A 23,343-nucleotide genomic window follows, 5' to 3' on the forward strand; every position below is an offset into this window, starting at 1 on the left:
ACTTATTTGAAACTAACTTCCTGATCCTTTGTTATACGGTGGTTTTAGCAGTATAAGTTAACGGTGTTTACTAAAAGTAAGTATAATCATATTGTTATGGATACTATTCGTTACTATGATAGAATTAAGCTGTAATTTTGGAGGGGTAACTTTTATAACTGAAGGAGATGAAACCATGAGTAATAAGTACCTGGTAATAATCTATCGAATTATAATTGTTGCTTTTATAGGAACGCAGGTTGTGCAAGTTGATGCGTTCAATTCTGTGACACGTGCCGATGATACAGTTACAGAATTTGAACTGGTTGATGATGAACAACTTAAAATTTCTGCGAAGGCTCGTGTTGATATGGAAAAGAAACAGATCATATGGGATGTTGACGCAGAAAAGAAAACGGATGAAGATCAGCTGGGATTGGAATTTGATGATTCAGACGCAAATTTAAAGAAAATGTCCGGATTGAAAATTAATGGCATTTCAAAGGAAATTGCGGCTAATAATCAATATATCTTAGACTCAGAATCAGAGCGTAAACTGGATATGACTTTTGTAACGTATTTGAACGATGAAAATGCAGAAAAAGCGACGTTAAAATTGAAACCGCTTTTAATGGATAAAAGTCGTAAAATTAATCAGCAAAAGGAATATGATATGACGGTGATGATTCCTAAAGCAGCTGATACAACAAATAATACTACTAACAAACAATCTTCAAGTAGTAGTAGGGAGCACAAGACTTCATCTAGTAGTTCGGCAGCTAAGTCGTCATCTTCGCTTGAAGATGACGATGCGGACGCCGATTCGGATAAACAGCAATCTTCAAAGGAAGAGTCCAAGAAAAACGATTCTGAGGAAGATGCGGATAAAGACTCAGAGAAAGATTCAGACAAAAAAGACGATGAAGATTTAGAAAAAGCTGGTCCTACTACTTATACGGTACCACGGATTGGCGGAACTAAATCAATCAGTGCATTGGCTGGAAACATTGGAAGTTGGACTGACCCAACTAAAGATGGGTATACAACTGATGATTCTGGAAAATATCCTACAAAATATTGGAATGAAGTAGATACTGATGATAGTAGTAAAGCTGATAAAGACGCTAATTATCGAAACTACATTGGAAATACAAAGGTTGAGGAAAATAATGAAGTTGAAGGGGCAACTCCATTTAATTACTTAGGATATGGTATGAATGGTGATCAAGGTAATGAAAAGGCATTTTGGTTAAAGAAGTATCTTGAACCAACAGATAAGGAAGATACTTATAAAGTTAATCTAAATGTGCGTGGTAATGATTACGCTCCGTTGCCTAAAATTGAGGTTGTATTAGTACTTGATGTATCTACAAGTATGAATACAACTAAAATTAGACAATTAAAAGATGCTGCTAATAAATTTATTGATACTGTTTGGAAAGACCAAGATGCACGTGAGGCAGTTAAAATTGGACTTGTGAAGTATGGAACAACTGCATCGTCAATGGGGTCTTTGACATCCTATTCAAGTGGTAATTTAGAGACTTTAAGAGAGTCAATAAGCTCACTATCTTACGCTGGCGGGCAATATACTTTTACTCAAGATGGAATGCGAAAGGCTTATACCATGTTAGGGGAAGGTGACAACGATGCTCAAAAAAACATGATTGTGATGAGTGACGGTGAGCCAACTCGTAGTCTTAAAACAACAGAAACTGTTCCAAATGGTGGCGCAATCCAATCATATGGACATAATGTAGAAGAATTTAAACCTGCAAATAACAATACTCAGCGGCGTGGTGTTGCATGGGGAGATCAACCAACATTTAATACGTCTGGAAATAACACTGTTAGCGATACCAATTTAACACCATATACAACAAATGATGATTCTAAATATAAAGTATCAACGAATTCATTTTCAACAGTTTCCCAGGCTATTCAAATGCAGACTGATACAAACATGTATAGTGTAATGTTTGATACGAATGCAGCTGAAGCAGAATATACGATGCGCAATATAGCTAGTGGAGATAACTTTTATAAGGCCGCAGATGCAACTGCTATGAACGAAGCATTTGCCAATATCGCTCGTGGATTAGTTCGAACAGTTTCAAACGCCACAATTACCGATCCAATGGGAAAAGGTATAACTGCTGTGGAAGGTTCGGGTAGTGTAAAGGTTATTTCGCATAGCGGTCAAACTGAAAGTGAAATTAAGGAACCAATCAACGCAAGTGTTAACAACAACCATGTTAGTGTTAGTGGAATTACCCTTGGAAAAGGTGAAGAAGTTCAGATTTCCTATGAGATCAAAATTAACGATGATGCTCCAAATGGTGAGTTTATTCAAGCTAACGGAGAAACCACGTTAGATCCTGCTGGAGATAATAAACAATCTGCTAACTTTGGAATTCCATCTGTTCGAATTGGGAAAACTAGTCCTAAAGATGCAGAAATTCCGCTTTGGAAAATTGATGAAGATAATGACTTAATTCATAATACTGCTAAGTTTGAAATCTTCAAGAGTGATGAAAATGGTAACCCAGGTTCTTCAATTGCCACAGTTACAACCAAAGATGGTAAATTGAAATTTACAGATCTTGATGAAGGTTACTATCTCATTAAAGAAGCAGATCCACCAGAAGGATTTGAAAAAGTTGATAAAGAAATTCTGGTGAAGACGGAATGGGACGGCAGAAAAGGCGAATGGACAATTACCAATGTAACTGATAAAGAGACAGTTACAGATACTGACCCAATTAAAGTTAAAAATACACTGAAAGATTTTGAATTGAGCTTTACCAAAGTTGATAAAAAAGAAGAGGATCTCGAGGGTGCTAAATTTGAATTGAAGAATTCAGATGATAAACAACCAGTTGACTTAACGGTTAATGGTGCAACGTTCTCGGCTAAAGAACTTAAACCGGGCAAATACACTTTATCCGAAACTAAAAAGCCAAACGAAGACCTTCATACGATTGCACCAATCAATATCGAAATTAATAAAGACGGTGAAATTACAGTTGAATACTCTGATACAAGTGAAGGAGCATTTAATCCGGTTATTAATTATAACCAAGAAGACCAGAAAATTAGTTTTGATATCATGAATACTGAAAAAGAAAAAGTTGATGTATCAGGTGAAAAAATTTGGAAAGACAACAATAACCAAAGTGATGAACGGCCTGAATCAATTGAAGTTCAATTACAAAGAAGAGCTTCAGACTCAGAAGATTGGGAAAATGTTGAAAATGAACGTAAAGAAACGTCTGAAAAAGAAAACTGGGAATACTACTTTGTAGGGCTTCCGCAATATACCGATGAAACCCACAAAACAGAATGGATGTATCGAGTTGTTGAAGTAGATACACCAGAAGGATATGACGCTAGTGAGGGTGAAAAGGAATACGACATTGTTAATACGATTAAAGATTACAACTATGAAGTTAATAAAGTCGATTCCAATGGTAATGCATTAGAAGGTGCAGAATTTATTTTAGTTGATAATGACGATAATGAAGTTAAATTAAGTGACGACAGCACAAACGTTAAGTTTATCTGGAATAACTTAGCACCTGGCAAGTACACCCTTGAGGAAACAAAATCACCAGACCAACATCATGGTAAGAATAATAAGTATGAAGTAGTTGTTCATAATGATGGAACCATTAATACAACTCCAATAACTAAAGATGCTGAAGTTAAGGAAGCAAAAGATGGTTCAGCACAAATTATTAATGATGTGAATGACTTTAAATTGAACTTTGCTAAAGTTGATGAAGATGGGGAAACACCATTAAGTGGTGCTAAATTTACAATTCGCGATGTTGATGGAGATTACACTGAAGACCTTGAAGGATTTGGAGAGGTTGGAAGTGAATTTGAAGCTACGAATTTGGAAGCGGGTAAAACCTATGAGTTAACTGAAACGAAAGCACCATCCGGACATTCAGTGTTACGTGACCCAATTCGAATCCAAATTGGAGCTGATGGTAAAGTTACGGTGAAAGATGCTGAAAATGTTACGGTAACTGATAAAGATAAAACCTCAACGATTAACTTTAATGTAAAGAATAAAAACGTTGATACGATTGATTTTGAAGGTTCTAAAAAGTGGGTTGATGACAGTGATAAATATGGTGATCGCCCTGATAAGCTAACAATCCAATTGCAACAAAGAGTTGTTGGAAGTGAGACTTGGAATGATTATAGAACACAAGAAATTGACGTTGAAAATGAAGACTTAGATGAAAATGTTTGGAATTTCAAGTTTACTGGAGTACCTACTGAAAATACAGAAGGTCAAAAATATGAATATCGAGTAAAAGAAACAAGTATTCCAGATAATTACGATGAAATTCTACTTGATAACTCAACAATCGAAAATCGTCACATCCATTTCGATTATGAAGTTAACAAGGTGGATGTAAATGGTGAAGCATTAAAAGGTGCCGAATTCGAGTTAACTGATAGCAGCGGTAAAATGGTTGAGCTTGATTCATCTAGCACAGGTTCTAAGTTTATCTGGAAAGGTCTCAAGGTTGGCACATATACCTTAGAAGAAACTAAGTCACCAGACCAACATCATGGTGTGAATAGTAAATTCAAAGTAACGGTTAACAAGGATGGTTCTGTTAATACCGAAGCGATTACCAAGAATGTTGATTTTAAAGAAAATACAGAAAACGCGGTTAATGTCGTCAATAACGTTAACGACTTTGAATTAAACTTCACGAAGAAGGATGAGAACGGCAAAGAAACCCTTAAAGGAGCAGAATTTGAACTAAAAGATTCAGAAGGTAATGCAGTTGAGCTGAAAGAATCAGATGGAAACTTCCAGGCCACAGGATTGAAAGCCGATTCATCATACGTGTTAACAGAAACTAAAGCACCAGACGGTTACAGCCTGTTACGCGACCCAGTAGATATTAAGGTTGATGCAAATGGTAAAGTAACGGTTGATAAGGCTGAGAATGTAAAGATTACTGATAATAAAGACGTTACTAACATTAGTTTTGATGTATACAACCAGTTAGTTGAAAACATCACGTTTAAGGGAACTAAGCAATGGGACGATGATAATAATAAGTATGGAGAACGTCCTGAGGACCTAGAGGTTCAATTACAACGTCGACTTTCAGATGACGCTGATTGGGAAAACTACAAGACACAAGACATTGATGCTGAAAATGTAGATTTAGATGAACATATCTGGGAATTTGAATTTACAGATCTACCAAAAGAAAATAATGCCGGACAAACTTATCAATACCGTGTCATTGAAAATGATGTTCCAAATAATTACGCGGAAACGTTAGTTGATAATCACACGATTATAAATAAACATGTCCAACATCACTTTGACTACGAAGTTAACAAAGTAGACGCTAAAGGTGAATCATTAGCCGGTGCCGAATTTAAGTTAACGGATAGTGAGGGTAAAACAATCGAAAAGGATGGTTCAAGTACAGATTCTAAGTTTGTCTGGAAAGAACTTGATGTCGGTGAATATACTTTAGAAGAAACTAAAGCACCAGACCGACATCATGGTGTGAATAGTAAATTCAAAGTAACTGTTAACGAAGATGGTTCTGTTAATACCGAAGCGATTACCAAGAATGTTGATTTTAAGGAAAACACAGAAAACTCGGTTAACATCGTTAACGACGTTAACGACTTTGAATTAAACTTCACGAAGAAGGATGAGAATGGCAAAGAAACTCTTAAAGGAGCGGAATTTGAACTAAAAGATTCAGAAGGTAATGCAGTTGAGCTGAAAGAATCAGATGGAAACTTCCAGGCTTCAGGATTGAAAGCCGATTCATCATACGTGTTAACAGAAACTAAAGCACCAGACGGTTACAGCCTGTTACGTGACCCAGTCAATATTAAAGTTGATGCAAAGGGTAAAGTAACGGTTGATAAGGCCGAAAATGTAAAGATTACTGATAATAACGACGTTACTAACATTAGTTTTGATGTATACAATCAGTTAGCTAAAAACATCAAGTTAAATAAATTTGACGCTAACGGTAAAGAAACAACAGATGCTTCATTCCAGTTGAAACATGCTGAATCTGGAAAAGTTGTAGATTCTAAAGAAAAATTTGTTTGGGATAATGTGGTTGCTGGCGATTATATCCTGTTAGAAACAAGCACTGGCGATGGTATGACGGTAAACCACAAACCATATCAAGTGACCGTAGACAATGATGGAAAAGTTACCATTAAAAACGGTGATGATGCAATCAAGGTTAATGGTGATAACGAAATTGATTATCGAAATTGGTTAAGCGCTGTTTCTAAAAAAGCTCAACAGAGCCATGCTCAGATCGGTGATACAATTTCCTGGGATATCCAAACAACATTACCAAGTTCATTTGCAAGTTTTAAAGAATTTAATATAAGTGACCAATTAAATTCTAATCTTAGACATGCCGGATCAGATGTTAGCCTGACAATTCAGAAGGCTGATGGAAGTACAAGTGAAGTTAAGCTAGATAATAGCGATTACCAACTTTTGGAAGACAAAAACAAGGTAACAGTTAACTTACTCAGCGCGGATTTCACTGGTGGAAAGGATGTATTGGTCAATGCAATCAAGAGTGCTGGATTTAAAGGCACTGTAACAGTTAATTGGGAAATCAAGACTAAAGTAGTTGCTCTTGATGGAGATAAACCTTTGAGGAATGAAGCTAAGATCGACTGGACCGATGGCGGAGGGCATCCTGATCCAACAGTAAGTGACGATGATGAAGTTAAGCCAGTTAAAAATCCTTCTATTCCAACAACTGGTAGTCCTTGGATGATGATCATTACACTGCTGGGTGGCGCGTTAGTGCTACTTGGAATTTGGTTACTAAAGAAGAGGGGTAGACTCTAATGAAAGGCTATAAGATCTTGATTAGCATGATGATTGCGATCGGAATACTGTTAATGTCGAGCACGATGATATTTAGATATATTAAGGACCGACAAATGGATGATTTAATCAGGCAAGCTGAACAGGGTCATTATAGTCGGAGAAGCCGTGACACACGTAAAAAGGATGAACAAGAAAAAGATAAATCCAAGAATTCTACTTCTGATATAGCTGTTCAAAGTAATGCGTCACAATCAAAAATCATTGACGATATTTTTACAACAGACGTTGAATCGGATGACGACGCTACTAATAAAAAAACAGAGCACTCAGAAAGAAAGGAAACGGCTGAAAACCTTGAGACAACTCCGTTAGATTTTATATCTAAAGCCAAATCGCCATTAAATAGTTCTAATCACAATTTGGCAGGTAAAATTATGATTCCGAAGATAAACATTAATTTGCCACTGTTTGATGACACAAGCGCTAATAGCTTAAGCAATGGTGCAGGAATTCTCCCCGATACAAGTGCCCCAGGTGATGGGATCGGAACATTATCTATCATTGCAGGTCATCGCGGATACTATGGAGCATTCATGTTTCAAAAAATTAATCAGTTGGAATCTGGTGATCGCTTTACGATTAACTATCGTGGTGGAACATACAACTACCGTGTTAATGGGCAAAGGATTGTTAAACCGACTGATCCAAACATCGGGGAAATTAAACCAGATAAAGAAGTTGTTACTCTTCTAACATGTCATCCATTGAACAGTAGTAAATATCGTCTCCTTGTATCAGGAGAAAGAGTTTAGAAAAAGGCTTGTAAATCCGCGTAAAATGGATTTACAAGCCTTTTTTAGTTGCTTCAAAAATTAAATTCAAAAATGAAAATATTTTAAATTAATTGTTGGTATTTAAACATGTAACAGATCTCGTTTAACCAATTCTTCAGCAATCTGAACTGCGTTCCAGGCGGCCCCTTTTAATAGATTATCTGAGACAACCCACAGATTGTAACTACCAGGATTTTCAGTATCCTCTCGAATTCTACCAACGAAGGTATCACGTTTACCAACCGCGTTTATTGGTTGCGGATAGAGCTGTTTTCTAGGGTTATCTTCTAAAACAACTCCTTCGGCGGATTCCAGTACAGATTGAACATTAGAAACAGAAGGATTTTTTTCTAATTCAATATAAATGGATTCACCATGACCAACTGGAACAGGAACTCGTACGCAGGTTGCAGTGACTTTTAAATCTGAATTATCCATATCATGGCGCAAGATTTTTTTCGTTTCATGAATCATTTTCCATTCCTCATGGGTATAGCCGTCGTCTTCAAAAACGTCAATTTGAGGGAGCAAGTTAAAGGCTAAGGGATAATGCCTTTTTTCGCCGCTAACTGGTAAGATGCTTGCTGTTTCTTTTTCGCCATTTAAGTGCTGTTGAGCTTCATTCAAAAGCTCATTCCATGCCATTTGTCCGGCACCAGAAGCAGCTTGGTATGTTGATACGATAACTTGTTTTAACCCAAAGGTCCGATCGAGAGGGGCGAGTGCTACAAGCATTTGAATTGTACTGCAATTTGGATTGGCTATAATTCCATGATGCCAGCTAAGATCTTCGGGATTTACCTCTGGAACAACTAGAGGTACGTTGGGATCCATTCTGAAATAGCTAGTATTATCAACACAAACCGCACCAGATTCGACAGCAGCCGGTAATAACTCTTTGGAAACGGAACCACCAGCAGATGATAGGACGAGATCTATGCCATGGAAGGAATCTTTAGTTGCTTCTTCGATTGTGACGGGATTATCGTGAAAAATTAGCTGCTTTCCTGCTGAACGAGCAGATGCTAGCAGCTTTAAATTGGCTACCTCAATATTCGATTGTTCCAGTTGTTCTAGCATACGAGTGCCCACGGCTCCGGTGGTACCTAGAATTGCAACATTAATTGCTTTCATTATTTTTCCTCCAGTTATTAAGATAAGTGTGCATGCGGCTAACAGCTTCTTTTAGGTGATCCATTGAAGCAGCGTAAGAGAGACGTACGTATCCTTCCCCTCCTGGTCCAAAAACCACTCCCGGTACCAGAGCAAGTTTCCCGTTTTGTGCTAAATCAACAGCAAATGTTCGTGAATTTTGTGGAAAGCCATCCGGAATTTTAGCAAAAAGGTAAAAAGCTCCTTGTGGACTGGCCAGGCTAAATCCCATCTTTTTAAATTCCGTGACAATATAATCACGACGCTTTGAATAAATTTGTTTCATTCTAATGATATCAGCATCTCCGTGTTCAATTGCTTCAGTGGCCGCAACCATAATTGTTGTAGGAACAGTCGTAACTGCAAATCCATGTAATTTTAAAATGTTAGTAACAACTTGCTTAGGGGCTGCTAGGTAACCAACGCGATAACCAGTCATTGCGTAAGATTTCGAAACACCATTAATTAGAATAGTTTGATCAGGTATAAATTCTGTAATTGAAGCATGTTCGGCACCAAAGTTTAATTCACAATATATTTCGTCAACTAAGACAAAGACGCTGTATTTTTTCAAAACTTTTGCAAGTGCTGCAAGTTGTTGCCTAGAGTAAGTTACGCCTGTTGGGTTAGTAGGATAGTTAAGCACCACCATTTTCGTATTAGGATTATGCTGAAGAGCGTCTTCTAACACATCTGGTGTTAATACAAAGTCGGTATTTGAAGTGTCAACCTCGATGGGTACTGCGTCGTTGACAATGGCTACTGCCGAATATAAAGGAAATGCAGGAGTAGGAATAATAACACCATCACCAGATTCTAAGAGAGATGTCATACTGCTATAAATTGCTTCAGTCGCTCCAACTGTAACGATAATTTCAGAGTTAGGATTATATTTTATCTTATTCACTTTTTTAAGATAATTACTTATGGCGGTTCGAAGTTCAATATTGCCAGCGGCTGCAGCATAATGTGACTGATTTTGTTGGACTGCAGAGATTAGAGCATCTTTGATATGGTCGGGTGTATCCAGGTCTGGTTCTCCAAGTGTCAATTTTAGGATTCCTGGAATTGAGGAGACCTCTTGATCAAATTGGCGAATGGCAGAACGTCCGATTTGTGATAAAGATTTTCGAGTTTTACTATGTAATGATTTTTTTAATTCAGGCATTAATCCACGTCCTAATCTAGAATATTTTCAAGTCCGACTACTAATTCAGATAATTGAGTTACTTTTTTACATGCAAGTGCTACGCCGGACATGAATGATTTCCTATCAAAAGAGTCTTGGCGGATGGTTAACGCTTCACCCTCTCCACCAAATAAAACTTGTTCATGGGCAACGTATCCGGGCAATCGGACTGCATGTACAGGCACACCATCTACGATAAGACCACGAGCAAATTTGGCATTGGAATTCTCCATTGATTCTGTGGCTTTTTGTGAGCGAGCCTTGGAAATCTTTTTAGCGGTATTAATTGCTGTACCTGAGGGGGCGTCTTTTTTTCCTTGATGATGCATTTCAATGATTTCTGCATCTGGGAAGTACCTGGCAGCCTGTTGAGCGAATTGCATTAAAAGGACAGCAGATAAACCAAAGTTAGGTGCAATCAGTCCACCAAGCGATTGCTCTTTAGCTAGCACGTGTAGTTTATCAACCTGTGAATCTTGTAGTCCGGTAGTCCCAACAACCGGATGATAGCCATGTTTAATTGCAAATTTTACGTTTTCAAATACGGAACTTGGCACGCTGAAATCTATCCAAATATCAGCTTTAGGTAATTGAGTGGCCTCGTTAGCCACAATAATATTCTTTTCAAGTCCGAAGGTTGTTGGATCAGTGGAAGACAGATGGGGGGAATAGACACCGACTAATTCAAGATCAGGATTGTTTCGAACCATCTGGACTGTATACTGTCCCATTGCTCCCTTAAATCCCGAAACTACAACTGAGTATTTTATATTTTCTGACATGATAATCTCCTATAATTCACTTAAATTTGAGACGTTTAGTGCCGTTGATAATTTTGCTTCCTCATCTGCATTTAAGGGAAGAATTGGAAGGCGTGTGCCACCTACTTTAAATCCAGTTGCATTTAAGACTGCCTTGACTGGAGAAGGTGAGGGATACATAAATAAAGCTGACATCTTTGGGATTAGTTCGCGTTGTATTTTGGCAGCAACATCATGATTACCAGCATAAAAATTAGTAAGCATTTCACGCATTTTATTTCCGTAGATATGACTAGCGACCGAGATAGTTCCTGTTGCGCCAAGAGCTTGTGCACTAATAGTTTGGGCATCTTCTCCTGTATAAACCAAAAAATCGTCGGAAGTATTTTCAACTAGGTATGCAATGTCATTAAGATTTGTGCATTGTTTAATACCAATAATATTAGCATCCTTTGAAAGTTCAACAACCGTTTCATTTTCCATTACCACGCCGGTTCGTCCGGGAATATTATAGATGAGGATTGGCAAGGATGAAGCAGCAGCTACAGCCTTAAAATGAGCAATCATGCCTCGTTGGTTAGGCTTACTGTAATAGGGAACAACCACCAAAGCGGCATTAATCCCCTTTATTTTAGCTACTTCACTCGTGAATTTAATTGTCTCAGCTGTATTGTTTGAACCAGTTCCAGCAATAATGGGAACTCTGTCGTTGATAAATTCGCTGAATTTGGTGTACAGCGCTAATTTTTCATCATGGTTTAAAGTGGGAGTCTCTCCAGTTGTTCCTCCAATTAAAAAACCAGTGGAACCAGTATTTAGCAAGTGGTCCGATAAACGCTCTAAACTATTAAAATTAATTTTTCCTTGCTCATCAAATGGGGTTATGAGCGCCGTTATTAAGTCAGCGGTGTTAAACATTTTGAGTCATCCTTTCATTTAAAAATCCTGTAATTGCTTGAATACCTGTCCAAATGGCACTTTCGTTTGGATCAAATAAATCTGAATGGAGTGGGGCAAGAGAATCTACCCCCAACCAAAACATAGTGCCGGGGATCTTGCTTAGTAAGTACCCAAAGTCTTCACCAGTCATTGCGGGTTCTGTTTTAATAAATTGAACATTATTCGCATTCTGCATGTAACTAATGAAATTAGTTGTTAGTGTTGGATCGTTTTCAACTGGAAGATAACCACCCTGGTTTAGTTCGACATTAACGTCACAATCAAAAGAGAGCGATATTCCAATACATACTTCGCGAACTCTTTTTTGGATATGAAGAATCATCTTTTGGGTAAGACCACGAATAGTTCCTTCTATTCGAGCGGTTCCAGCAATAACGTTTCGGATGGTTCCGGCGGTTATTTTTCCTAGCGTGAGAACTCCACCTTCAATAGGGTCAACGTTACGTGAAACGATTGTTTGAAGTTGTGTAATTAGGTACGCCGCAGCGACGACCATGTCATTGGAGTTTTGTGGATATGCAGCGTGCCCACTTTTGCCGGTTAGAGTGATATTAACTTCAGTTGTTCCTGCGAATAGTGTTCCATTTCGACAACCAATTGCTCCAGAGGGAAGGTCAGGATTATCATGGAGACCGTAGAATTCATCAACATTCCATTCACCATTAAAAATTCCTAATTCATATGCAAATTTCCCACCATTGTCACTCTCTTCAGCTGGTTGGAAAAAGAATATTAAGTTATCAATTGGTTGATGATTTGCAAAATAGTCGAGAAGCCCCAAGGCAACGGTCATATGTAAATCATGTCCACAAGCATGCATCACACCTTCATGCTTTGAACGAAAGTCAGTATCGGTCTGTTCGGAAACTGGAAGGGCATCAATGTCTGCACGGTAGCCAATGTTACGTTTGGGATGACTTCCACCTATTTTCACCAAAAGTGCCGTTGGCAATTCACCAATTTCACGGATCGTTAAAAATTGTTGAGGCATTTTTTTGATTTTCTTTTCGAGTAGACGATGTGTTTCAAATTCATGAAGAGCTAATTCTGGAATTTGGTGGAATTCACGACGGATACTAATTAAATCTGATTCGTTTAACATGATTACTCCTTATGTTATAAGTTACGTAGTCCTTCTTCTAAAGCAGTTTTTTGGGATGTTTGTTCATCAACCATTTTAACCACACGAGCGGGCACTCCGGCAACAACTGAATGTGCAGGAACATCTTTAGTGACGATTGATCCAGCGGCAACGACGGCTCCTTCACCAACGTGAACCCCTTCAATAACTACAGCATTAGCACCAACTAAAACATTATCATCAATTTGTACTGGTGTAGCTGAAGCAGGCTCAACCACACCAGCTAGTACTGCGCCTGCACCAATGTGGCAATTTTTACCGACAAGTGCGCGTCCACCAAGAACAACTCCCATGTCAATCATGGTGTTGTCCCCAATCTCAGCACCAATGTTAATGATTGCTCCCATCATAATGACGGCGTTATCGCCAATTAAGACTTGGTTGCGAATGATTGCTCCGGGTTCGATGCGAGCGTTTATTTCCTTTAAATCAAGCAGGGGTACAGCTGAATTGCGGGCAGTATTTTCTATGTGATAGTGTTCAATTAATGGGTTTTTTAGGAATGCTTTCACGTCATTCCAATCACCAAATATTACACCAGAATGTTGTTCAATGAATGCCTCAATTGAAGATGGTATCTCTAATTGGTATAGCTTTGATCCGGACAAAAATGCTTTGACTGGAGTTTGCTTTTTAGAAGTTGCAATTTGATTGATAATTGATTCTGCATCGAGTTGGCTCATGAATATTCTCCTTTTTAACTGTAAATTTAATAATCCAAATCATTTTGAATTAAATCTCCGTAAGTTTCACGTTTAACCACTAGTTTAGAGTTTCCTTTTTCTGTAAAGACTACGGCTGGCCGCGGATTACGATTATAGTTGCTAGCCATTGAGTAACCATAAGCTCCTGTTGCAAGCATGACAACTACATCGCCTGAATGCGTTTGGGGTAAAGACAAATCATTAATAAGAATATCTCCTGACTCGCAGTATTTACCTGCCAAATGGACATGCTCTACGGGCTCCAGAGTAGGCGCTTTTGCTAATACTGCAGTGTAGTCTGCTTGATAAAGAGCAGGCCTAATGTTATCACCCATACCCCCATCAACAGCAAGATAAGAAGTTAAACCCGGGACGTCCTTGCGTGATCCAATTGAGTATAAACTATAGCCAGCTGGTCCTACAATTGCCCTACCAGGTTCAATCCAAACTTCAGGTAATGGGAGCTGTAAGTTATCTGTTTCGGTTTTAACAGTTTCTAGAATTGTTGCCAACATATCTTCAGGTTTTTGTGGATTATCTTCATTGGTATACCTAATTCCAAATCCACCTCCAATGTTTAAAATTGAAGCTTTAAATCCTAAATTGATTTGCCATTTTTTTAAAATGCTTAGCAACTTTTTAGTTTCAAAAATAAAACCGTTAACATCAAAGATTTGAGAACCAATGTGGGCATGGATACCACGCACGTTCATTCTGTCATTCCGAGTAGCGAGTTGGAGTGCTTTTTCAGCCTGACCGGATTCAAGATCGAAGCCAAATTTACTATCAGTTTGTCCAGTCTGAATATATTCATGTGTATGTGCTGAAATCCCAGGTGTAACTCGTAATAAAATATTAACACTAGCATTCTGTTCAGTTAGTACCTGATCCAATAGTTCAAGCTCGTGAAAGTTATCTACAACGATGGTGCCAACGCCGTATTTAATCGCTAAATTCAATTCATCAAGTGATTTATTATTGCCATGAAAGCTCAAATTAGCGGCAGGAAAATTTGCTGCAATAGCAGTCATTAGTTCACCAGCGGAGACGATATCAGCGTGAGCTCCAAGGGTTGCAATGACTTGGTAGATTGCTTTAACACTAAAAGCTTTTGAGGCGTAACTAACAACGCCTTTCACGTTTGCATCGGTAAAAGTTTGTTGGAATTTTTGAATTTGTTTTTTGACGTAAGAAATATCATAGGCAACTAGCGGAGTGCCAAAGTCTCGTGCTAAATTAATGCTATCGACACCGCCAATTGTTAGGTGTCCCATTTCATTTACGGGTAGGTTAGACATGGTATCAACTCTCAATCTAATTAAATTGTCATAAACTTATACTACGTAGAAAGATTCGTCAAGGAGCTAAGACTTAAAAATTGAACGAGTTTCAGGCGCTATAATAGAACAAAATAAATTTAAAAAAAGTTTTTTGCATTGAAGAAAAAGATGTGTATAATTATCTATAAATTAAAAAAGAGGTTGCGGAGATTAAAAGTAACTTAGACGAGAACGACGTATTTGATGACTCTAAGCGAAAGGATGATTCGCCGAAATGCTAGTGTAACGTCAATCATTAGTGTTGGGACTTGGAATAACATTTCAAGAACTGTCGCGATTTATTTTGCGGAGCGCTTTTCAATAACTGAATGAATAATGCCTTTTTTGGCATTCTTTGGGCGCTTATTGTTACCTCACTGGTGATAATGGGCGTTTTTTTATTGGTTTGATGGGAAAGCTGGCCTCATGAAGGAGTCTAGCGGTATGAAAGTTGTAAAGTTTGGTGGAAGTTCGTTAGCAGATGCGGAACACTATCAGGAGGTTATTGCTATTTTAAATGCTGATCATGAACGACGTATTGTTGTGGTGTCAGCTCCTGGTAAGCGTTCTGAAAAAGATACTAAAGTAACCGATTTGTTGATTAAATATGCAACAGGAACATTTATGGAGGCAAGAAAAGCCCTAAATAGTGTGATCGAACGATATCGAGCTATCGCTAATGATTTTGAGGTAGATGAAGAAGCTTTTCGGCCTATTAAACAATATTTAGTTGATTTGCCAGATTTTGAATATTCTTCACCGGAAGCCCAATTAGCTCGTTTTAAGGCTGCGGGAGAACGTCTGAATGCAGAACTACTAGCTGTAGTGCTTAGCAAGGTTGGGTTAACATCTAGGTTCATTGATCCAAGTGAGTTAGGAATTATTGTTGATGGTGATTACAATAATGCAGTGGTTAATAGGGGAACCTACCAAAATATTGCTAAGAAACGCGATCAGTTGCTAGAAACAAGGGATTTGTTAGTTGTTCCTGGATTCTATGGCTACAACAAGAATAATGAAGTAGCAACTTTTTCAAGGGGTGGTTCAGACATTACCGGTGCAATTTTAGCTAATGGATTTGCAGCAGAGTATTACGAGAATTTTACTGATGTAGATTCAATATATTCCGCGAATCCTAAGGTAATTAAAAATCCTCATCCAATTGATGAAATGACTTATCGTGAAATGCGGGAACTTTCGTACGCAGGCTTCTCAGTATTTCATGATGAAGCAATCATTCCGGCAATTGAGGGCCGTGTGCCCATCGTTGTGAAGAATACTAATCATCCAGAAGCGGTTGGAACGAGTATTGTTCCAGAGGATGAATTTAATGCTAAGGGCCCTGTGACAGGAGTTGCGAGTTCCAAGCGATTCGCAGCACTATATTTACATCGATATTTATTAAACCGTGAAGTTGGATTTACGCTAAAATTGCTTCAAATACTATATAAATACAATATTAGTTATGAACATATGCCTTCAGGAATTGATGATCTAACGGTGATATTTGATCGAAACCAAATTGATTATACAATTTTGCCAAGTTTATTAACTGATATTCATGATGAATTACAGACGGATCAACTTGAATGGATTGATGACTACGCAATTATTATGGTGGTCGGAGAAGGGATGCGGAATAAGGTTGGAACGGTTGACCGTATTGTTTCCGCACTTGCACAAAATAAAATTGGGGTTCAAATGATTAATCAGGGAGCATCCCGAATTTCAATAATGCTAGGCGTACGTCAATCACAGGTTGATGACGCAGTTCAATATATATATGAAGAATTCTTTAAAAAAGACGGGGTAGAAAGCAATGACTAAATTACTTCGAGTACACGGATCTGAAAATAGTTTTTTTCTATTAGATCAAACAAACTTACAGCAAAAAATGACACAAAATGAATTAATTGAGTTAACTAAGGACATTACTCATGGCACAAATGAACTACTCGGCGGAACAGATGGGGTATTAGTCGTTGATGACAGTACACATAGTGGAGTCTTAGGTAGTATGGAAGTAATTAACAGTGATGGAAGTATTGCTAGTATGTGTGGAAATGGGCTACGAACAGTAACACGTTATCTTGGAGAGAAATACGCACAAGATGAGTTTGTTATAGAAACACAACAATCTGACTTGCAAGTAGGTCGAGCCACTGATTTTGCACCTGACGTTCAAGGATTTCATGTTGAAATTTCGCCCGTTAATTTCGAATTATCCAGTTTGCCAATGAATTTAGAAGGAAAATCTGAATTATTTAATGAAGTGATAGAGGGACTGTCCAACACCCTAAAGTTTTCGGCAGTTTCAGTACCTAATCCCCATCTGATAAGTATTGAACATGATGAAAATAATTTTTCGAGAGAACTGTTAGGTCAAATTGGAGAATGTTTAAATGGTGATAACCCTTGGTTTAAAGATGGTGTTAATGTTAGTTTTGGGACTGTCTGGGGGCCACATGAAATATTTGTACAAACTTTTGAACGGGGTGTAGGGTTTACTAATGCTTGTGGTACAGGCATGTCGGCAGCTAGTTTGGTCTGGACAATGATGCAGGACGGGATGACGAATTTTGGTGAATTAAACACGGTTTATAATCCTGGTGGGATGGTACAAACACGAATTAATAGGCAGGGCGATGGATACACGATTGATTTAATCGGTAATGCAACTTTTACACACGAAATTGAAATTAGTGAGTTGGATTTAAGACAACACTCCTTTAATAGAAGTAAAATTTTTGAAACTGGTGAAGAAGACACATATAAGCAGTTTGTAGATGAACTATATATAAGACGTTAGTGAATTTTTGCAATGTGATGTGCTTTGGAACCTATATTAGTTTTTTTGAAAATCAGAGCGACTTGAAAACATTTATTATGAAGCAGTTAAGAGACTGCAAAATAATAAATGCTTTTTAATTTGAAAGAAATTTATGATAACTAAGCACATGTTAATTGTTTAAAGTTTAAAAATCAAAAAGTAGATAGTGAAAACAAAATCATTAGGAATAAATAACGATATCTTGATGATTTGATTCTTAGTCCACTAACTTAGGAGCTATTCATGAAACGTGATTTAGAGGCTTTTTTAGTGTTATCAATTCTTTTATGGCGCTTTGTTTTGAAAAAGTATCACACACTTACTTTAGATATACCAATTTTGATACTTTATTAGCTGAAGGACGCGTTACCATATAAGTCCATGGATTAGTAAGGAGGAAGAAACCGTGAAAAATGCATTAAAAAACAAATGGTTTCAGTTATCGATTGCCTTGTGGATTATCTTGTTTATTAAGATGTGGATTGACAGTGTTTAAGCAGTTAATTATGGGAGGAAGAGATGGAATTATTTATTACGGCAGTAATACCTGCTCACAATGAATCAGTAGGTATTTCCAAAGCAATAAAGTCGTTAAAAAAACAGGTTAATCAGGTTTTAGTGGCCTGTGATAATTGTACTGATGATACTTTTGAACAAGCAATCAAGGCAGGAGCTACTGCTTTTAAAACTGAGGACAATCAAAATAGGAAAGCTGGCGCACTAAATCAAGCACTTGAGCACTATATAAATTGGGACAAAGTTAATGAATGTGATTTTTATTTGTTCATTTGTGATGCCGATACAATTATCGTGGATGATTGGGTAGACAGAGCCAAAAAAGAAATTTACTTAGGATCCAGAGATGGATATGATGCGGTTGGATCGGTATTTTATGGTAATGCTAATAGAAAAAGTATGGTTGAATTTTGTCAACAAGTCGAATGGTATCGTTACACTAATCAAATTGAACGAACTAAGAAGGTGTTTGTACTGACAGGAACCGCTTCGCTTATTAGCGCAAAAATGTTGCTTAAAGTTAAGAAAAGCAGGGGACATTTTTATGATGAAAACTCGATAACGGAAGATTTTACACTGACGGTTGAATTAAAAGAAGAAGGAGCAAGATTGATTTCACCTGTTTCGTGTAAATGTACAACGGAAATTATGCCAAGTTGGAAGATGTTGTTTCTACAGAGGCGACGATGGTATTTAGGTGCACTGCATGAGGTGTTAAATCATAGGTGGTCCAAGAGCTTGTTACCTTACGTTTTTCAGCAGATGATGCTTATACTTTCTGTTTTTTCGTTTTTTGGATCTATTATCTTTTCCGCATTTTTAATGATTGAAAACAAATTTATATTTAATTGGTTCTGGATACTTATCGGAATTCTATTTGTTTTTGAAAGGGTAATCACAGTTGCTAACCAAGATAAAGAAACAAAACTTTTTGCCGCGTTACTGTTTCCAGAACTAATTTATAGTGCCTTTTTGCAGTTAGCGTTTATTGGGGCACTAATACAATATTTAACAGGTTCAAAAGGAACATGGGATCACGTATAAGAAGGAGGAAAGTAAAATGTATTTACAAATTCATAAATCAAGTGTGCTGGGAGGTGTTGGTGCATTAAGCATTGGTTGGTATGGACTTTATCATTTTTTACAAATAACAACATTATCCTTTGCATTTTTAGCGTTTTGTACGATAGTGCGTTGTTTTTATATTAAAAATCACAAAAATAAACATTGGAGTTAATTGATGAAAAAACTTAAAAATTTAGTCATAGTATGCCTACTGACACTTGTAACAGTGGCAGTTTCAGGAAAAAAAGTTAATGCCGATACAAATGATGATTTTGTGCAAGAGGTTTCCCTGACAAACGATAACGGCGTGAAAACTGATAAGTTTGACCTATATGATAGAGTACAAATTAATTGGCATTTTGTCTTTAAGAACCATGAAAAAGAAAATAAGTTGATAGAGCTAAAGATACCCTCTATATTGCAGCCTGTTAGAACCGAAATTTTAGATTTAAAAACTGAGAGTGGAAAAGCAATTGGTAAAATACACGTTGATGCAAACAGCCAGTTAATTCAAATAAAGTTGGATACTAATGTTGAAAAGGCAACAGAAGGAACCGTTAAAGTATGGACACAGTTTATACCAAGTAAAATTAAGATTAGTGGTATATACAAACTTGACTGGGGAAATAGCAAGCACAACAATGTTAATATTACGGGGGTAGACCAACGCCCCAATCCGAATGAAATGTTGAGTACATGGTATTGGTTTGATAAAAAAAGACCTGATATAATTCATTGGAGGAATCGAATTGACTTTTCGAAAAAATCTGCGGGGAATTTTACTTTTAAAGTTAATTTAGGTAAAGTTCAGCGAATAGTTAAACCATCATTGAATTTAGCAGAGGTTGAATATACAGACAAAAAAAGTCGTAAGTTTAAAATGATTGAACCAATGGTTAAACGTACTATTACTGATAAGAATAATAATGTAATAATAAATTTTGAGAGTAAAAAACCAGAAGTGTTTATATTAGATTATGAAACCCAGATGATTGCAGATAATAAAGGCTCATATAAGAGCGTAGAACAATTAGCAGTAAATAAAACACAAGTAGCTTCTAATACTAGGGTAGTGGAAAAGCATGTGAATAGTGGTGTTGGAAAGATTTGGTCATTAAAAGATAGCAGAGGACATATGAAAAAATGGATGTTAGTGACTTTGATATCTGGATTAGCGGTGCTGTTTATCGGATTTGGGTGGTTAATTTTCAGATCATAAGACTGGAGGAATCATGGACGCAATAAATCTATTGGATAGTGATTTTAAAAGGTATGTTTTAATTTTAAGGGAGTTATTTCAAAGCCAAAAAGGATGTAGTAATAAACAATTACTATCGGTTTTAAAGATTAATTCGGCACGCCACCTGCACGAAATATTATCTGAAATGAAAGAGACGAAGATCATTAGAGATAATGGTATTAAGTTATCATGGGATTCCGACAGAATCTTTCTGTCACTGGAGCAACAAGTAACGTTTGGTAAGCTTTTCGGGATTTTTTTGGAACAATCCGCACTTTTTAACATTTTGCATGAGGCACTAACCAAAAGTAGTTTTTCAGAAATGGAGATTTGCCTTCGTCTGAACATTAGCCATGCGTCGTATTATCGGTACATCAAACGATTGAATAAAATTTTAGAAGAATATGGGTTAGTAATTAAAAAGGGAGAACTGCGTGGGTATTTAATACAAAAATATGCCCTATATTATGGGCTATATTGGAGTACGCAGCAGGGGAAAATTTTTTCACAGCCGGATTTATTAATTGCTAAACATTGGAAACAAACAAAATTTTTATGTGAATTAATAAAACAGGAAAAATCTACAGATACCCTTATTAAGACTAGTTTTGCTTTAGAAATTCTTGGAAAAGTTGTGGCAACACACCATAAAGGTGAATCTATTGCAAAACATTCTATTAAAACCAAAAATCCTTATATTCTTGGTATTTTAGAAGAATTTCGAAAATTCGTAAAACAGCAAAAGCTACCTGAAGGAAGTGAATTAATTCTATTTATTTTCTTTATTTGTTATGTTGCGGACAATGATACTGAAATAGTTGAGGCTTGGGAACAAGATTGCAAGGCCAATAACTCAATTATTTACCAGGTGAGTATTAAAGTTTATCAAGCTGTTTTGCAATGTAAACCAAAGGAGCAATTTGATACAGATTTAAACCATTTAATTTTAATTCATACGTTGTTTTTCTTTAAAGAAGGGACCATTGACCCTATTGAAGGAAAAGCAATTGGTGCTAAAGATTATATTTGGATGGGATTGGACATTGATTCATTAATTAAAAGTAGATTGAGTTTGGTTTTAAACGATAATAAATTTAAGGAAGATTTTTTTTATGATAGTTTAGATCAAATTGTTCGTTACTATTCGTTATTGTTTTTTGCTAAGCTCCCAGTTGCAGCTGTTAAAATTCGAATTGGGGTGTACTCAGGGGATTCTACACTGCTAACTAACTATATTAAAACAATGATAACCAAAACATTTGGGGAACAAGTAATTGTCGAAAATTATGATTTTAGAACAAGTGGTGATGATTTTGACTTGATCATATCTGATGTTGTTAACTTCTGGCCGAAGGCTAATGCAATTCCTAAATATCAAATAGCAATGTTAGGATCCGAAAGAGATCAAATAAATATTCTTGAAGTAATCAATGATCTGCTTTTTGATAAATTAGTTAAAAATTAGGTTGAAAAAAAGCGTTGAAAGAATGACCTGTATCCCAGAAATTAATATTTTCAATTTCTGGGATACAGTCAAAAATCCACGCTTTTTATTTTGGCCTAATATAATATCAATTTGTCTCTTTAGAAGTAGTCTGCAAGTACAGGCTTTTGACCGATTGCAAAGCGATCAATTTGTTCTAAAGTGGCAGAATCAAAGCTATGGCTAATTTTCGCATGCTTTGCCAAAGAAGATAGTTTTCTATAGCCAAACAATGTTTTGGTTAATTCTTGGATGGTTAGCAACGTGTCATTATCTTTTTGAGTAGAAACTTTTTCAAATGAGACAACTCCTTCAACTGCACTTAAGCGCCACGTACCTTCATTTTCCTTGATGACATCATCTTCTACGCTAAATGTTACTGGTTTTACAATTTTAAGTTTTGAAATTGGATATTTACTTACAAAGTCCTTAAGGTTAACAATTCTTGCCATCATATATGGATGAATTGAAGCCGTTACGTCCCACGGATCCTCAACCATGTCTAAATGATTTTCAGGGTTGGCTGATTGATATTCAAATGTTTTAACTGAAGATCTGTGTTTAGCAACGAAATTCCATAGTGATTGTCTTGCTTCTGGAACAGAAGCGTATACTTCATGAACGATAAATTTATCGACCGTTCGTTCGTAGATAAGGTAACCAACAAGTCGTCCGTTATGCTGTGCAACAGCGATTTGACGTTGTGGGGCTTTTTTGGTTAGATATTCCCACCACCATTGTTCACGTACTAATCCGCCACGATGGTTTTCTGCGCTTTTTTGATACAGGGGAGCAATTGCTTCAATAAATTCGGAAAGTGGGCCTCTTTTGATTTCAAAGTTATCATTACCGATAACTTTTGGTAATTGATTGCTAGGAATTGTGTAGGTTATGTGGTCGAAGGTCTGTTCATAGCCAAAACGACGGTAATATCTGAAAGAAAATGGGGCTAAATAGGAAAGAGTTATTCCATCGTTATACATATCATGAAGTGCATCTTGAAGTAACAGTCCTGCTCCGCCTTTTCCAGAGGCCTCAGGTGCACTCATTACGTCACAAATTCCGTTCATTTTCATTACAACGCCGAAGAAATTGACGGTAAATGGGATACTTAAGAGTCCACTTTGAATTTTTGAATGGTCTTGAATGCCGTAAGGAATAGCATGTTCGAAGCGATCTGACCAGAAAGATTGACGTTGTTCGCTATCGAGCGCATTAAAAGCATATAAATAAAGTTGGTACATTTGTTCACGTTCGTTTGGACCTAATTTAAATTGAGTCATAATGGGGCTCCTTTACAAAT

16 protein-coding genes and 1 riboswitch are annotated in these 23,343 nt (G+C 37.0%); of the genes, 8 read left to right on the forward strand and 8 right to left on the reverse strand.

The features are described from left to right. Positions 1-175: 175 nt before the first annotated feature. Positions 176-6,865: a SpaA isopeptide-forming pilin-related protein gene (locus PECL_RS00680; RefSeq protein WP_014214665.1), complete on the forward strand. Its 6,690-nt coding sequence runs from the start codon at positions 176-178 to the stop codon at positions 6,863-6,865. Next, positions 6,865-7,659 (forward strand): class C sortase, encoded by a 795-nt coding sequence (locus PECL_RS09685; protein ID WP_050899549.1) that lies wholly within the window; start codon positions 6,865-6,867, stop codon positions 7,657-7,659. The genes PECL_RS00680 and PECL_RS09685 overlap by 1 nt, the downstream gene beginning before the upstream one ends. A 102-nt stretch (positions 7,660-7,761) precedes the next feature. On the opposite strand, the gene PECL_RS00690 is transcribed toward PECL_RS09685, so the two are convergent. From PECL_RS00690 to lysA, 7 genes are read right to left on the reverse strand one after another with little or no spacing between them, the layout of a single operon-like run. Beyond that, positions 7,762-8,814 (reverse strand): aspartate-semialdehyde dehydrogenase, encoded by a 1,053-nt coding sequence (locus PECL_RS00690; protein WP_014214667.1) that lies wholly within the window; start codon positions 8,812-8,814, stop codon positions 7,762-7,764. Beyond that, positions 8,801-10,000 carry an aminotransferase class I/II-fold pyridoxal phosphate-dependent enzyme gene (locus PECL_RS00695; RefSeq protein WP_014214668.1) on the reverse strand — a complete coding sequence of 400 codons (1,200 nt, stop codon included), beginning with the start codon at positions 9,998-10,000 and terminating at the stop codon, positions 8,801-8,803. Before PECL_RS00695 ends, PECL_RS00690 begins: the two co-directional genes overlap by 14 nt. 11 nt (positions 10,001-10,011) lie before the next feature. Then, positions 10,012-10,803 (reverse strand): 4-hydroxy-tetrahydrodipicolinate reductase, encoded by a 792-nt coding sequence (dapB, locus tag PECL_RS00700; protein ID WP_014214669.1) that lies wholly within the window; start codon positions 10,801-10,803, stop codon positions 10,012-10,014. A gap of 9 nt (positions 10,804-10,812) precedes the next feature. Further along, positions 10,813-11,700, reverse strand: coding sequence for a 4-hydroxy-tetrahydrodipicolinate synthase (gene dapA, locus PECL_RS00705; protein WP_014214670.1), 888 nt, complete (start codon positions 11,698-11,700; stop codon positions 10,813-10,815). Then, entirely contained in the window at positions 11,693-12,844 is a 1,152-nt protein-coding gene (locus PECL_RS00710; protein WP_014214671.1) for an N-acetyldiaminopimelate deacetylase, read from the reverse strand. The genes dapA and PECL_RS00710 overlap by 8 nt, the downstream gene beginning before the upstream one ends. Positions 12,845-12,858: 14 nt before the next feature. After that, positions 12,859-13,566 (reverse strand): 2,3,4,5-tetrahydropyridine-2,6-dicarboxylate N-acetyltransferase, encoded by a 708-nt coding sequence (gene dapD / locus PECL_RS00715; protein ID WP_014214672.1) that lies wholly within the window; start codon positions 13,564-13,566, stop codon positions 12,859-12,861. Between the two features lie 26 nt (positions 13,567-13,592). Then, complete coding sequence (gene lysA / locus PECL_RS00720; protein WP_014214673.1) at positions 13,593-14,885, reverse strand: diaminopimelate decarboxylase; 1,293 nt, start codon at positions 14,883-14,885, stop codon at positions 13,593-13,595. Between the two features lie 169 nt (positions 14,886-15,054). Then, positions 15,055-15,231, forward strand: a riboswitch (Lysine riboswitch). Between the two features lie 119 nt (positions 15,232-15,350). On the opposite strand from lysA, the gene PECL_RS00725 reads away from it, so the two are divergent. The 6 genes from PECL_RS00725 to PECL_RS00745 all read left to right on the forward strand — a co-directional run bounded on the left by PECL_RS00725 (position 15,351) and on the right by PECL_RS00745 (position 22,022). Continuing rightward, positions 15,351-16,733, forward strand: coding sequence for an aspartate kinase (locus PECL_RS00725; protein ID WP_041534532.1), 1,383 nt, complete (start codon positions 15,351-15,353; stop codon positions 16,731-16,733). Next, a complete protein-coding gene (gene dapF, locus PECL_RS00730; protein ID WP_014214676.1) occupies positions 16,726-17,715 on the forward strand; it encodes a diaminopimelate epimerase in 990 nt (329 codons plus the stop codon). The genes PECL_RS00725 and dapF overlap by 8 nt, the downstream gene beginning before the upstream one ends. Before the next feature lie 540 nt (positions 17,716-18,255). Beyond that, positions 18,256-19,296, forward strand: coding sequence for a glycosyltransferase family 2 protein (locus PECL_RS00735; protein ID WP_014214677.1), 1,041 nt, complete (start codon positions 18,256-18,258; stop codon positions 19,294-19,296). 16 nt (positions 19,297-19,312) lie between these two features. Continuing rightward, positions 19,313-19,489, forward strand: a complete 177-nt coding sequence (locus tag PECL_RS10115) for a hypothetical protein (protein WP_014214678.1) — start codon at positions 19,313-19,315, stop codon at positions 19,487-19,489. Positions 19,490-19,492: 3 nt separating this feature from the next. After that, positions 19,493-20,536, forward strand: coding sequence for a collagen binding domain-containing protein (locus PECL_RS00740; RefSeq protein ID WP_014214679.1), 1,044 nt, complete (start codon positions 19,493-19,495; stop codon positions 20,534-20,536). 13 nt (positions 20,537-20,549) lie between these two features. Then, positions 20,550-22,022 (forward strand): helix-turn-helix domain-containing protein, encoded by a 1,473-nt coding sequence (locus PECL_RS00745; protein ID WP_014214680.1) that lies wholly within the window; start codon positions 20,550-20,552, stop codon positions 22,020-22,022. A gap of 119 nt (positions 22,023-22,141) precedes the next feature. Here the strand turns inward: PECL_RS00745 and PECL_RS00750 are convergent, their stop codons facing one another. After that, positions 22,142-23,323 (reverse strand): GNAT family N-acetyltransferase, encoded by a 1,182-nt coding sequence (locus PECL_RS00750; protein ID WP_014214681.1) that lies wholly within the window; start codon positions 23,321-23,323, stop codon positions 22,142-22,144. Positions 23,324-23,343 lie beyond the last annotated feature (20 nt).

The sequence above is a fragment of the Pediococcus claussenii ATCC BAA-344 genome (assembly GCF_000237995.1).
Lineage (GTDB): Bacteria > Bacillota > Bacilli > Lactobacillales > Lactobacillaceae > Pediococcus > Pediococcus claussenii.